General features: G+C 61.5%; 13 protein-coding genes. 3 read left to right on the top strand and 10 right to left on the bottom strand.

The window, feature by feature from the left end:
• Positions 1–27: 27 nt before the first annotated feature.
• The 4 genes from OEG82_RS09570 to OEG82_RS09555 form a co-directional block, all read right to left on the bottom strand.
• Positions 28–1,116, bottom strand: a complete 1,089-nt coding sequence (locus OEG82_RS09570) for an ABC transporter ATP-binding protein (protein WP_267612217.1) — start codon at positions 1,114–1,116, stop codon at positions 28–30.
• A 63-nt stretch (positions 1,117–1,179) separates the two neighbouring features.
• Entirely contained in the window at positions 1,180–2,325 is a 1,146-nt protein-coding gene (locus tag OEG82_RS09565) for an extracellular solute-binding protein (RefSeq protein WP_267612216.1), read from the bottom strand.
• Between the two features lie 37 nt (positions 2,326–2,362).
• On the bottom strand, positions 2,363–3,148 hold the full coding sequence (locus tag OEG82_RS09560) for an ABC transporter permease (RefSeq protein ID WP_267612215.1): 786 nt from the start codon (positions 3,146–3,148) through the stop codon (positions 2,363–2,365).
• Positions 3,148–4,014, bottom strand: coding sequence for an ABC transporter permease (locus OEG82_RS09555; protein WP_267612214.1), 867 nt, complete (start codon positions 4,012–4,014; stop codon positions 3,148–3,150). Before OEG82_RS09555 ends, OEG82_RS09560 begins: the two co-directional genes overlap by 1 nt.
• Positions 4,015–4,119: 105 nt before the next feature.
• Between OEG82_RS09555 and OEG82_RS09550 the strand changes: the two genes are divergently transcribed.
• Together OEG82_RS09550 and OEG82_RS09545 are read left to right on the top strand one after the other, a co-directional pair.
• Positions 4,120–5,079, top strand: coding sequence for a LysR family transcriptional regulator (locus OEG82_RS09550; protein WP_267612213.1), 960 nt, complete (start codon positions 4,120–4,122; stop codon positions 5,077–5,079).
• A 391-nt stretch (positions 5,080–5,470) separates the two neighbouring features.
• A complete protein-coding gene (locus OEG82_RS09545) occupies positions 5,471–5,920 on the top strand; it encodes a PilZ domain-containing protein (protein WP_267612212.1) in 450 nt (149 codons plus the stop codon).
• 46 nt (positions 5,921–5,966) lie between these two features.
• Here OEG82_RS09545 and OEG82_RS09540 read toward each other — a convergent pair whose 3' ends face one another.
• The 5 genes from OEG82_RS09540 to OEG82_RS09520 all read right to left on the bottom strand — a co-directional run bounded on the left by OEG82_RS09540 (position 5,967) and on the right by OEG82_RS09520 (position 11,732).
• Positions 5,967–6,710, bottom strand: a complete 744-nt coding sequence (locus OEG82_RS09540; protein WP_267612211.1) for a 5'/3'-nucleotidase SurE — start codon at positions 6,708–6,710, stop codon at positions 5,967–5,969.
• An 11-nt stretch (positions 6,711–6,721) separates the two neighbouring features.
• Positions 6,722–7,873 carry an MBL fold metallo-hydrolase gene (locus tag OEG82_RS09535; RefSeq protein ID WP_267612210.1) on the bottom strand — a complete coding sequence of 384 codons (1,152 nt, stop codon included), beginning with the start codon at positions 7,871–7,873 and terminating at the stop codon, positions 6,722–6,724.
• The gene (locus OEG82_RS09530) at positions 7,755–8,945 is read right to left on the bottom strand and encodes an ABC transporter ATP-binding protein (RefSeq protein ID WP_267612209.1); all 1,191 of its coding nucleotides are present in this window, start codon (positions 8,943–8,945) and stop codon (positions 7,755–7,757) included. The genes OEG82_RS09535 and OEG82_RS09530 overlap by 119 nt, the downstream gene beginning before the upstream one ends.
• Positions 8,933–10,633: an ABC transporter permease gene (locus tag OEG82_RS09525; RefSeq protein WP_267612208.1), complete on the bottom strand. Its 1,701-nt coding sequence runs from the start codon at positions 10,631–10,633 to the stop codon at positions 8,933–8,935. The genes OEG82_RS09530 and OEG82_RS09525 overlap by 13 nt, the downstream gene beginning before the upstream one ends.
• A 112-nt stretch (positions 10,634–10,745) precedes the next feature.
• Positions 10,746–11,732 (bottom strand): ABC transporter substrate-binding protein, encoded by a 987-nt coding sequence (locus OEG82_RS09520; RefSeq protein WP_425497570.1) that lies wholly within the window; start codon positions 11,730–11,732, stop codon positions 10,746–10,748.
• Between the two features lie 263 nt (positions 11,733–11,995).
• On the opposite strand from OEG82_RS09520, the gene OEG82_RS09515 reads away from it, so the two are divergent.
• Positions 11,996–12,949 carry a sugar-binding transcriptional regulator gene (locus OEG82_RS09515; RefSeq protein WP_267612207.1) on the top strand — a complete coding sequence of 318 codons (954 nt, stop codon included), beginning with the start codon at positions 11,996–11,998 and terminating at the stop codon, positions 12,947–12,949.
• A gap of 18 nt (positions 12,950–12,967) precedes the next feature.
• Here OEG82_RS09515 and OEG82_RS09510 read toward each other — a convergent pair whose 3' ends face one another.
• Positions 12,968–13,333, bottom strand: a complete 366-nt coding sequence (locus tag OEG82_RS09510) for a hypothetical protein (protein WP_267612206.1) — start codon at positions 13,331–13,333, stop codon at positions 12,968–12,970.
• Positions 13,334–13,516 lie beyond the last annotated feature (183 nt).

The raw sequence follows: 13,516 nt of genomic DNA, 5'->3' as shown, positions 1-13,516 counted from the left end.
GCCGGCTGATCGGGGGGCGCGCGGACATCAGGACGCCCGCTCCACCGGCAGCGCGGCGCAATCCCCGGCGCGGAACCGCAAGGACACCGTGGCGCCGGCTGAAAAGGGATGATCCTCGATCATGTTGATCGCCTGCAGCTGGTGCTTGCCGACGCGGAGGAAATAGCGGGCCGACTGGCCCTGATAGTCGACATTCTCCACCATGGCCTCGACCGAGATACGGCCATCGGCGGCGGCATCGGCGGGCATCAGGTGCAGTTTTTCGGCACGGATGACCAGCCGCACCGGGCCGGTTCCCAGACTGTCACGCGCGCGGCTGCGCGGGATCACCAAGGGCGGAAAGCCCGAAAGTTCCAAAGTCATTTCACTGCCCAGGACACTGGTGCACTGCGCCGTCAGCAGATTGGAGGCGCCGAGGAACTGGGCAACAAACTCGGTCGCGGGCGAATTGTAGACCTCTTCGGGCGCACCGACCTGTTCGACCCGGCCTTTCGACATGACGATGATCTGGTCCGACATCGCCAGCGCTTCGGTCTGGTCATGGGTGACAAACACCGTCGTCACGCCGATGCGCTGCTGGATGCGCTTGAGTTCGACCCGCATGTCCTCGCGCAGATTGGCATCAAGCGCCGACAGCGGCTCGTCGAGCAGAAGCACGTCCGGCTCGATGACAATGGCGCGGGCCAGCGCGATGCGCTGTTGCTGGCCGCCGGAAAGCTCCTTGGGGTAGCGGGCGCCGAGATCGGGCAATTGCACCAGATCCAGGGCTTCAGCCACCTTGCGCTTGGCATCCTCCTTGCCGACATTGCGGTAATTGAGGCCAAAGGCGACGTTTTCGGCCACCGTCTTGTGCGGAAACAGGGCGTAGTTCTGGAACACCAGGCCAAGATTGCGCTTGTGGATCGGCACATCATTGACCCGCCTGCCCTTGATGGCGATTTCGCCCTCGGTGGGATCGAGCAGGCCGGCGATCATGCGCAGGGTCGTCGTCTTGCCGCAGCCCGACGGCCCCAGCAGGGTGACGAAACTGCCTTCCTCGATATCAAGCGACATCGGGTGCACCGCGGTGAAGTCCCCAAAGCGCTTGACGATTTGGGTCAGGGAAACTGCGCTCACGCTCTCGTGCCTCCGGTTGGAAAAAGGTCCGGCCCCGCCATGGTGATGGGGCCGGCGCCGGGCCTAGTAGCCCTTCTGGACGCGGCCGAATTCCTTCGACCATTCCGCTTCATTGCCGTTCCAGTAGCCCGGATCGGCAAAAGTCAGGCCGGAAAGCGTGCCGGTGGCGTCGAATGCCGGCAGTTTCGGGATCTTGGCGCCGAGATCGACCTTGGTCGGGTCGAGCGCAGGCGGATAGCTCTGGCCTTCGGCGACCGCAATCGAGGTATCCTTGTCGAGCATGAAGTTGAGCAGTTCCTCGCAGGCGGCCATCGGGCTGCCACGCAGCACGAACAGGCATTCCTGCCAGCCGAAGCTGCTCGGCGGATCGTAATAGCCGATGTCGTGGCCCTGCTCCTGCAGCGCATAGATGCGGCCGGACCAGCCTTCGGTGACGTAGATCTCTTCCTCGGCCATCAGGCTCATCAGCTCGGCGCCGGACGCCCAGTATTTGAGCGCCAGGTCGCGGTGCTTGCGCACGGCATCCCAGGCGGCTTCCGTATCCTCGATGTTGTTGGGATCCTGTCCGGTCTGCAGCGCCGCGTACCACATCCTTGTGCGCCAGTCGCTCCAGCCGCCGATCTTGCCCTTGTACTTCTCGTCGATGAGGATCGATGCGCCCTTTTCCTTCATCTCCTCATCGCTGATGTGCTTGCGATTATAGGCGAGCCCCGTGGTGCCGTAATCGTACGGGGCGGCCGAGAGACTGTCCGGGGTGATCGACTTGAAGGCGTTCATCAGCGCCGGCATGACATTGGCCATGTTGGGGATATTGGCGAGGTTGAGTTCGCTGGTGAGATCAAAGCTTGCATAGCGGGCGTAATCGAACACGCCCGACAGGTGGGCGATGTTGTATTCGCCCGGCTGGCTGGCGCGCACCAGGGCGAGATATTCATCGCCGCCCGGAAATGTGCCGTCGATGACCTTGATGCCGGTCTTTTCTGTATAGGGATCGAAGGCGTGTTTGCGGAAGGCTTCCGAGACAACGCCGCCCCAGCCGTCAAAACGGACCTGGGTGACATCACCGGCTGCCAGCGCCTGGCGGGCAAAGGGCATCTGCAGGCCATAGGCAGCGCCTGCAGCGCCGAGAAGGCCGAAAAACCTGCGGCGGCTGATGTCGCCGTTCTGGAATCTCTCGCGCAGCCGCTCGTAACGTTTGGTATCATCCATGTGTGTTCTCCATCTTGGTTTGTGGACCCTGGGCGGTTCATGCGCCGCTTCTTGTTGCGAGTATTCGAGCCACGGCTACCCCGATAAGCGGCAGCCCGACCGTCAGCACGATGATCACCGTGCCGAGAGCGTTGATCTCGGGAGAGATCGAATTGCGAAGCATCGAGAAGATCTGCGTCGGCACGGTTTCGATACCGCCCGGCTTCCAGAACAGTGTTCCGGTGATGTCGTCGAAGCTGATGGTGAAGGCAAACAGCCCGCCCGCCGCCACTGCCGGCATCAGCAGCGGCAGGGTGACGGCGAAGAAGGTCTGCATCGGCGAAGCGCCAAGGCTGAGTGCCGCCTCCTCGACATCGCGGCGGATGCTGACAAGGCGCGCCTGCACCACCAGAATGACGAAGGGCAGCGTGAAGATGACGTGGCCGGCCAGGAGCAGCGTAAAACTCTTGCCGATGTTGAGGAAATTGAGAAACAGCAGCAGCGCCACCGCCAGCACCACTTCGGGCACCAGGATCGGCGCGATCAGCAAGGTGGTGATCAGGTTGCGGCCAGGGATCTGGTAGCGCACCAGCGCCAGGCTGGCGAGCACGCCGAGCACGGTGGAGATGGTGGCGGTCATCAGGCCGAGCACGATCGAGGTGCGGAAGGCGCGCAGGATGGCGTCATTGTTCCACAAAGCCTCGAACCAGCGGGTCGACAGGCCGGTCATCGGAAAACTGCCGAACTGGTTGGCGTTGAATGACAACAGCACCACCACCACGATCGGCAGGAACATGAACAGATAGACCAGGATCGTGTAGGTGCGGATCAGACGCCAGCCCATCAGCCAAGCCCCTTTGCCAGTTGCGCCATGCCGAGATAGCGGTTGTAGATCAGCACCAGCACCCCGAGCACGATCAGCAAGAGCAGCGACAGCGCCGAGCCGAGCGGCCAGTTGAGCTGCCGGATGATGGCTTCGTAGACGAGGTTGGCAAACATGGCGTCGCGTGGACCGCCCAAAATGACCGGGGTGACATAGGTGCCCGCCGCCAGCACGAAACACAGCAGTCCGCCTGCTGCCAGTCCGGGCAGCGACAGCGGCAGCGTCACCTGCAGGAAGCCCTGCCAGCGGGTCGCCCCCAGCGAGGATGCGGCGTCTTCGAGATTGGTGTCGATGCCGTCGAGGCTGACAAAGATGTTGAGCACCATGAAGGGCAGCAGGAAATGCACCAGGCCAAGGATCACCGTGGTCTGGTTGTAGAGCATCTGGACCGGCTCATCGATGATGCCGATATAGATCATCGCCGAATTGAGCGCGCCGGACACACCCAGAATGTTGATCCAGCTCATCGTCCGAATGATGTAGCTGATCCAGAACGGCAGCATCAGAAGCAGCAGCAGGATCATCTTGTTGCCCCGGGAGCGGGAGATGAAATAGGCGGCCGGATAGCCGAGAACCGCACAGGCGATGGTGGTGATCGCAGCAATCTTCAGCGTGTTGAGCAGGATGTCGCGATAGAACCGGTCGGTCAGTGCTTCGGTCCAGTTGTCGAGAAAGAAGCCAGGCGTGTCGGCGCCGGCCGCACTCTTGAGCCAGAACGAATAGACGACGATGAACATCAACGGCACGATCAGCAACAGGCCGATCGCCGTAAGCGCCGGTGCCAGCAGAATCCACGGCTGCCGCGCCTCGCGTTGTTCGATGCTCATGTTCCCTGCGCTCCTTGGCGCTTCTTGTTGACCCATGATGGGTCGGGAACTCACATTGATCAAATAGATAATTGATATTGCCATCATAGATGGTATCAATAATGAATGAGCAGCCTCACTCCCCCCGAACGACTGGCGCGCGATCTCGACTGGAATCTGCTGCGCACATTCCTGGTGCTTGCCAATGCCAGCTCCGTGACCGATGCCGCCGAACGGCTGAGCCTGAAGCAGCCGACGGTGTCGAGCGCGCTCAAGCGGCTCGAGGACCGGTTGGGCAAACGCCTGATCAACCGCAAGCCGGGGCGTTTCGAGCTCACTGCCGCAGGCCGGCTGCTCTATGACGAGGCCATCGACATCCACGGCGCCATCCTGCGGCTGGGCACGGTCCTCGCCGGGGTCGAGGACGAGGTCAGCGGCCATGTCCGCATCGTCATGGCCAGCCACGTGGTCAGCCCGCTGTTCGATGCCACGCTCAACCAGTTCCACACCGACCATCCGCGCGCCACCTTGTCGATCGAGGCGATGGCCAGCCGGAGCGCGCTCTCCGCCGTCGCCGCCCGCCGCGCTTCGCTGGCCATCTGTCTGGTGATGGAGAAGATCCCGCAGCTCGAATACAAGCAATTGTTTCGCGAGCATTTCGGCCTGTTCTGCGGTCCCACCCATCCGCTTTATGGCCGCGAGGGCGTCACCACCGCCGATCTCGCCGGCCACTCCTCGGTGAGTTTCGTCACCGACCAGATGGACGACGCGCTGCGCTCGGTGGCCGAAATGCGCGCCGAGGCGCAACTGGATGCGCGCATCGTCGGCACCTCGCCCAATCTAGAGGAAGTGCGGCGGATGATCATTGCCGGTCTCGGCATCGGTCCGCTGCCGCTGCATGTAGTGCGCGAGGATGTGGAGCGCGGCCGGCTGTGGCGGCTGCCGCCCTATGAGGCGCCACCGGCGATCGATGTGCATGTGGTCTGGAACCCGCACGCCAAGCAAAACCGCGCCGAGGCCGCCATGCTCAGCGGGCTGATCAATCTGATTGACAGCACGCCGACCGACCGTCGCATCTACAGTTGATCGTGAGATTGGCAACCGCAACGCGCTTGGGTCTGCAACCGCAAGTTTTTCCACTCACTGAAAAAAATTAACGAATTTGGCTGAACGCCTCGCCCGGCGCGGTTTCTCCCGCCTCCTTCATTCGTTAATGCAATTTTGGCCCGGATGCCGGTTCCGCGCCGATCACGCACAATAAATAACCAGCAACAATTAACATGATCGCTTGCATTTTACGTATCGTGAGCCTCATGCCGAAATGGCACTGCATGTATACTGCAAGATCGGGCCTGTAAGAACTTGCGCTGGCGATTCACCTAAACTTCACCCCCAACTCCATACTTAGATCAGTGTGTAAAATGACATTCAGCCACTCAGTTGCCCATACCTTCGTGGGCACAAGAGAAAGCCAAAAATGCAGTCGAGCCGTTCAGACATCAACTCTGTCAACTACCTGACCCGCATCGCCCGCGAGGACGCAAACCGGCGCCAGTTCGAGCGTCGCGACTGCCATATCAATGCCGGCGTGATGTATTCCAACAAGGGCGTGCGCGGCCTGGTGATCGGCAAGGCCAAATTGCTCAACGTGTCTGAAGGCGGCGCGTTTCTGCATGTCAACACACCGGACATCCCGCAGCATTTCGTGCTCTATTTCGGCGAGTTCCAGTATCATATCGCCTGCGTCACCATCATCCTGAAGGAAAAAGGCAGGGGCGTCAGCTTCCTGAAAGAGCAGCCGACCGAGTTCATCGACATTCTCAGCCGCATCAGCGACCCGAATGAATTCATCGGCCGGATCCGGCCAACCATCTATGGCCTGCCGGAACTGCCGACCATTCCGCAGAAATATGTAAGCCAGAAATAGATACAGGACCCAAGCGCTCACCTCACGCTGCCGGGCGCTGTCCCGGTCAGCCGGGCAATTGCGCGAGCAGACTATCCTCGAGCGGCTTCTGCCCAAACCAGTTCAGCCGATTGATGCAGACATGGCCGCTGTCGAGCAGATGATTGTCGTCACCTTCGCTGGCGGCATGGGAGCGGCCGCGCGGCACAATCAATGTGGTCACATCCCCGTCCGTGCCGACGATATCAGCGGTACGGCCGATCTTGTCGCGGCCGATGCGGGGCTGCCGCACCGGCGCCGGCAGCACTGTCGGCAGGTTCATCGCCAGCCAGTGCCCCTCGTCAAACCACTGCTCGCGCGCGGCCCAGATTGTTCCGATCAGCTCGCTCAACCAGACCTCGTCATTTTCAGACATTTCCGGGTTCTTGACCCGGGAAAAGCCGATCGCGGGGATGTTCCAGAAGGTAGCTTCGCGGGCAATGCCGAGGGTTCCCGAATAGGCGAGATCCTCGCCGACATTGCGGCCGTCATTGACGCCCGACAGCACCAGATCCGGTTTCCCGATACCCGCAAACAGCCAGGTCATGGCAGTGACGACACAATCGGCCGGTGTGCCAGAACAGGCGTAGCGCTGATCGCCCAGCCTGGTCATCTGCAGCGGCCGGGCGATGGTGATCGAACCGCTGGCCGCGGTGCGCTTGCCATCCGGCGCAACCACCCAGACATCATCGCTGAGCCGCCGCGCGACACGTTCGAGCATGGCCAGCCCGGGCGCTTCTATGCCGTCGTCATTGCAAACCAGAATTCTCATTGTCATATCCATCAAATTTCGAGGTGATCGCCGGTCGCGGCGCTGACGTCCAGTTTCGGCAGAAAGGGCTGCAGTTCGGCCAGGCCGGAATGCTGGCAGGAATGCCCCAGCGCGGCGGGATTGCCGGCACTGGTCCATATTGCCACGTTTTCATCGCGCGTCGGATGGGTCGGCAGCCTTATCCAGGAGGCGCTGCCGTCATCAAAACAGCTGCGCGCCGGGGTGTGGTCCGGAATATGGCCGGTCAGCAGGATCGGCAGATCCTGCGCGGCGGCCCGCCCTATCGCGTCCACCGACGGCCCGGCGCTGCCCATGCCGTCAACGGTGAGCAAAGGACAATCGGGGAACGGCTCGCCGTCGCGCCAATCGACCGCAAGGGCCAGCTGTTGCTGCAGCAGCTCCCGTGTGGCCGGCGCAAAGGCGGCCCGGGCCAGGATCTGCGTGGCAATGGCTTCGCGCATGGACTGATGAATGGCAAAGCGTCCGGGAAGGATCGCCATGATTTCCAGCGGCTTGCCCGAAGCCGGAACAGGTAGCAGGCAGCCGCCCGGATGGGCCGCGATCCAGGCCTCGATCTCGGCCCGTCGCTGCAGCCCCGACACCGCATCCGCGGCATAGGATGCATCCAGCAGGATCAGGTCGCAGGACGGCACCGGGTCCATCACGAAAACGCTGCTTCCCGGCGTGACATCAGCGCAATACACCGCCTGCCGCCTGGTGTCATCGACATGGAACCAGACGCCGCCGGCCACATGGCCCGACCGCCCGGTCGCAATGCTGAGCCGACCGACCTGCAGCGTGTCCCCCGGCCTGAACAGCCTGACCTGGCCGGGATCGATCGGAAACTGCCGGACATGGGCGGGGTCGGCATATTGCGCCAGCATCTCATCGGCTTCGCCGCGGGTTTCGTGGGTCATGAAAACAGGACCGCGAAACCCGCAGGAGAGCAACCAGCTCAGGCCGCCGATATGGTCCTCATGCGCATGCGACACGAATACCGCATCGAGGGCGGCAATCGCGGCGGCGTCAATGGCCGGATAATAGTCACGTCCCGCCGCGCCGACCTTGATGCCGACATCGAGCAGGATCCTGGTTTCCGGATCGGAAATTCCGACACTGGTCCGGCCCTTTTCGCCAAACCCGCCATACAGATCGATCTGCATTATTGCGGATCCCCTGGGGGATCACCCAACCCGACTTGACGCGGATATGGGCGGTGTCGCCTTCCGACAGGGTAACCGGATCGGCGATATCGAAGGTCAGCTGGAGTTCGGGGCTGGAAACCGGAAAAGCGTCGACCCGGGCGCCGCCGCCGCGGTAGATGACGCGCTTGACGGTGATGGTGATGCCGCCGCCGTCGACCAGCTCGATATCTGACGAGCGGATGCAGACTTTTGCCGCTGTGACCTGCTGCTGGTCCGGCGCGCAGCGGAACACGGCGTCCTGGCCAAGCAGCTGAACCTTGCAATGGCCATTGTCGGGCGCGGACAGCAGCCTTGCCGGCAACACCATGCCCTGGGCGATGAAGGCTGCGACCATTTCGCTGCGCGGCTCCTGGTAGAGCTCGCGCGGTGTTGCGAACTGGATCAGCTTGCCGTGATCCATAACGGCGATGCGGTCGGCCAGCGCCATCGCCTCGGCCTGGTCGTGGGTGATATAGACAATGGTGGTCTTGGTGCGCTTGTGGAATTCGGCGAATTCCTCCTCCATCGAGGCGCGCAGATGCACATCGAGATTGGCGAGCGGTTCATCAAACAGCACCAGCGACGGCGTCGACACCAGGCACCGGGCCAGCGCCACGCGCTGCCGCTGTCCGCCGGAGAGATTGGCCGGACGGCGGTCGCCGAGGCCGACCAGATCCACCAGCGCCAGCGCGTCCTCGACGCGTTTTTCGCGGGTGGCTTTTGCCACCTTGGCCACCTTCAGGCTGTAGCCGACATTTTCGGCGACGGTCATATGCGGCCACAGCGCGTAGTTCTGGAAGACAATGCCGACCTTGCGCTTCTCAGGCGGCACGTTGACGCTGGGGCTCGACATCACCGTGTCGCCGACGGTGATCTGGCCGTCGGTGACGGTCTCGAACCCGGCAATGGCGCGCAACAGCGTGGTCTTGCCGCATCCGGACGGGCCGAGGACTGCGACGAACTCGCCGTTTTTCACATCAAGCGAAACACCGGACAGCGCATGCATGGTGCCGAATGCCTTGGTGACATTTTCAATTTTCAATCCCGCCATGGCAGAACTCCGTTTGGAAGATGCCGCGCGAACAGATTGGTCAGCAGCATGAGTGTGAAGGTCATTGCGACGGTGAGGGTGGAGGTGGCGGCGGCATAGTTGGAATCCCCGCCCTGCTCGAAGGAGAAGATGACCACCCCGATGGTTTCCGACCCCGACGCCCACAGCAGCGCCGACACCGTCAGCTCACTGAATGCAGTGAGGAAGATCAAGACACCGCCGGCAATCGTCGCCGGCGCCACCAGCGGAAAGATGATGGTGCGCATGCGGGTGATCAGCCCTGCCCCGGCCACCTGCGCCGCCTCTTCGAGCGATCTGTCGATCTGGTGCAGCCCGCTTACGGTCGGCCGCAGCGCCAGCACCAGGAAACGCGCCAGATAGGCATAGAGGATGATCCAGATCGTGTTGTAGATCTGCACACCGATGACCGGCAGCGGCTTGAGGAACAGCAGCAGCGAGGCAATCGCCAGCACCACACCGGGCAGCGCATAGGGCAGTTCGATCGACAGGTTTATGATCCGGGTCCACCAGCTTTGCCGCCAGGTCACCATATAGGCGAGCGGCACCGAGATCATCACGGCGAAGAACGCGGTGGCCAGCGACAGGCCGAAACTGTTGAAGAACGCCCGGCCGGTGGCGCCGTGCTCGAAAATGACAAAGCCGTAATTGGCCAATGTCACGGTCTGCATTGTCAGCGGCGCGCCATAGGCCGAGACCAGCGAGGTCAGCACGAGGCCCAGAACCGGCAGGCCGAGCACCGCAATGACGACCAGCATCATCAGCAATTCGATGAGCAGGCGGAACCGGCCAAGATCATAGGGCGCTGCCGGCAGAGACGTGGAGACGATGCGGTAGTCGCGCCGTCTGGAAATATAGTCCTGCGCAAAGATCCCGGCCATGGCGATGATGCCGATCAGGATCGACAGCACCGCGACCTCCGACAGCACGCTCGGGCCACCGCCGGCAAGCTTCTGGTAGATCAGCGTCGGCAGCACCAGATAGTTGGCGGGAATGCCGAGAAAGGCGGGAATGCCGAAATTGCCCACGCATGACACGAAGGTAAGTGCTGCCGCACCGATGATCGACGGCATCATCAGCGGCAGGATGATGGTCCGCAGAACGGTCAACCGCCCTGCTCCGCTGCTTGATCCGGCCTCGACCAGTTCGCGCGGCAATTTGCGAAGCCCGGCGCGCACCATCAGAAACACCAGCGGTCCGTATTGCACGCCGAGAAGCACGATGATGCCGGTGGTCGAATACAGCGGATTGCGGCTGCCCAGGGCCGGCGCCATGCCAATCAGTTTCAGAAACGGACTGGCGGGGCCAAACAGTTGCAACCAGGCCAATGCGGTGACCTGCGGCGCAATCAGCAACGGCGTGACATAGAGAAAGACGAAAACCGACCGGCCGCGCACCGCGGTCAGTCCGACAAGAAGCGCGACCGAGGTTCCCAGAAACACCGCGAGAATGGTTCCGCCGATACCCACCTGCAGCGAATGCAGGGTTGCGGTCCAGGTTGCGGAACTGGAAAACGTCTTGCTGATAGCATTGGACGGCCCGTTGCTGGGAACAGCCACCTCAAACAGCAGCCGGAACATCGGCATGATCGACAAAAGCAGGACGACAGCGATCACCGCCAGAGTCAGGACCCGATCAAAGTCCCAGCCCCCTTCTTGATTTTTCTGCATCGGATAATCCTTGAGCAGGGTGCCCGGAACCGGAAAACCGGCTCCGGGCTGACGCCACCGGGTGTAGACGTGAAGACCAGGGGGATGAACATGGCGCTCATCCCCCGAGGTTTCAGCCGCCGAAGAGTTCCGTGAACTTTTCCTTGTCGGCGTCGGTCTTCATCAGGACTTCCTGGGTCTTGATCGGCATGACGGTGACATCGACACCTTCGGGCAGCCAGTCAGGACGGCCAATGGCCTGGTTGGCAGGCAGATAGCCCTGTTCCAGCGCCAGCTTCTGGCCCTCATCGGAGAGGATGAAGTCGATGAACTTCTTGGCAGCGGGAATATTCTTCGCCGAAGCCATGATTGCCACGGGCTCGGTCACGGCCGGCACGCCTTCGGGCGGGAAGACAAATTCCACCGGCGAACCCTTGGCCTTGGCGTTGAGCGCCATGAAGTCGACCATGATCCCATAGGGACGTTCGCCGCTTGCCACCGATTTGAGAACGGCGCCATTGCCGCGCACGCTGATCAGGCCATTGTCATTGAGCTTTTCGAAATAGTCCCATCCGAGATCCGGATTTGCGACGAAACCGCTCAGAAGGAAAGCCGCCGCGCCGGAATAGAGCGGGCTCGGCATCACCACGAGGCCCTTGTACTCCTCACCGGCGAGATCGGACCAGTGCTCTGGCTTGGCGGTCACTCCGGTGTTGTAGGCAATACCGGTGGTGATCAGCTTGCTGCCAAAATAGGTCTTGTCGGCATCATAGACGTTCTCGGAAAAGCCATCCACATTGGCTTCGGGATAGCTCAACAGCTTGTCCTGGGCCTTGAGGCTTTCCATGCTCACCGCATCGGCGATGAGCAGGACATCGGCCTGCGAAGCACCGGCAGCAAATTCGGCAGCGAGCTTGCTCATGATGTCGCTGGTGCCGGACCGATAGATCTGCACGTCGATGTCGGGGTTGTTCTTGCGGAACGCCTCGACGGTCCGGGCGGCGTCAGCGTCGGGCTGCGATGTGTAGAGCGTCAGCTCGTCCGCATGCGCGCTGGAAAGCATGAAGGCAGCAGCCAGAAAAACAGGGGCCTGCTTCAGTGCCTTGGAAAACACGTTCATATTGTCATCTCCTCACGGGTCCAATTGCGCTTTTCATCAGGCGCATTAGCGCCCGATCACATTACACGTGCAAGCCATCGGACCTGATGATGACCTGCAACCTCCTCACTACTGTTCATTTGTAACATTGATATGACAATTGAACAATCTTTCAATTGCCGCGGCTGGCGCTTTTTTCATCATCATGCAAAAAGCAAAATTGCTTTCATTCGGGCCATCGTGCGATTGTTCGCGCAGCGCTCCAGCATCGCAAGGGACATCCGATGAACGACAAGGAATGGCGGAGCAAATCCTCCAACCTCAAGGTCAAGACCGCCTGGCTCTATCACGTCGAGAAGATGACCCAGGAACAGATTGCCGAGCACCTGCAAGTCAGCCGGGTCAAGGTGATGCGGACCCTGGCGGAATGCGTCACCGAGGGCATCGTGGTCACCACGATCAACAGCGCCGCCAGCGAACAGATCGCCGTCGAGCGGGCGCTGGAGACGCGCTGGAAGCTGTCATCGGCAATCGTCATCCCCTCACCCACCAATGAAAAGAACCTGGAAAAGGCCATTGGCCATGCCATTGCCCGATACCTGGGCACGGAAATGGGCGACGGGAAGACGCTTGCCATCGGCGGCGGCGCGACGCTGTTTGGCAGTCTGCAATTTCTCGAAAAGCGGAAGCTGAAGGACGCCTCTGTGATCGGACTGGTCGGCAGCCTGCCGCATTCGGGATGGATCAATCCCTCGATCGTCGCGGCAAGGGTCGCCGAGACCTTCGATATCGACAGCTACCAGATCACCGCGCCGGTGGTGGTTGACGACCCGAAGCTTGCCAAAGCGCTATGGGCGCAGGCGCCGCTGATGGAAGTGAAAAAGCGCGCCGCCAATGCCGACATCGCGCTGCTGACCGTCGGCGACATCTCGCCGGATGCGACCATCTTCCGGCACGGCATTGTCGGCAGCGAATTCATCCCCTCGCTGACCGCCAGGGGCGCGGTTGCCAATGTGCTGTGCTACTTCATAGACGCCGAGGGCAAGCTGGTCGATCACGAACTCAACAGCCGCATCATGGCGGTGGACCTGGCAACCGTGGCGAAAATTCCGACAATCGTGCTGGCTGCCGGGGGAGCCGCGAAAGTCAACGCCATCCTGGCCGCGCTGCGACTCATGCCGGCGGGCGTGCTGGTCACCGACATGGCGACAGCCCAGGCGCTGCTCGACCAGAAATAGAGATTCGGCCCAAAGAACTCAGAGGACGCCGCGGCTCTTGAGGAAATCCTGCAGGCCGACATGGGTGATGGTTTCAAACTCGGCCACTGCCGCGGCAAAGCGGTCGCGTTGCTTGATCATCAGGCGGAACACCTGGCGCATCTCGGCGGATACACCAAAGCGTTGCCAGTGCTCGGCGACATGGCCGGGCATGTCGAGGTCGCGGCAGAAATCGTCAATATTGTCATATCCGAGCTGGGCCAGACTGGACTTCACATCTGCCGGCGACATCCGCTCCTCGGTGGCGTGATCATGCAGCCGGTGGGCAAACAGCCGCAGATCGGACGGGGATGAATCGAGCACCCGTTTGACGATGTTCGGCACTTGCATTGGAAGTTTCGGCATCTCGCATTCTCCGGTCTTGTCTGGGCTCCATAGATACAACGGCGTTATCTGCGGAGCAAATCCTATCGGACGATTCTGGCCCGCTTCCGCGTTCCGATCCGCGGCCCGTCAGGCCGCCATAAGGGGTTGATTCTATGTGACGGTTTGAAACTCGCTCCGCGACGACCGCCTGCCGCTGCGAAA

The sequence above is a fragment of the Hoeflea ulvae genome (assembly GCF_026619435.1).
GTDB lineage: Bacteria > Pseudomonadota > Alphaproteobacteria > Rhizobiales > Rhizobiaceae > Hoeflea > Hoeflea ulvae.
This window is presented reverse-complemented; position numbering and strand designations above follow the sequence as displayed.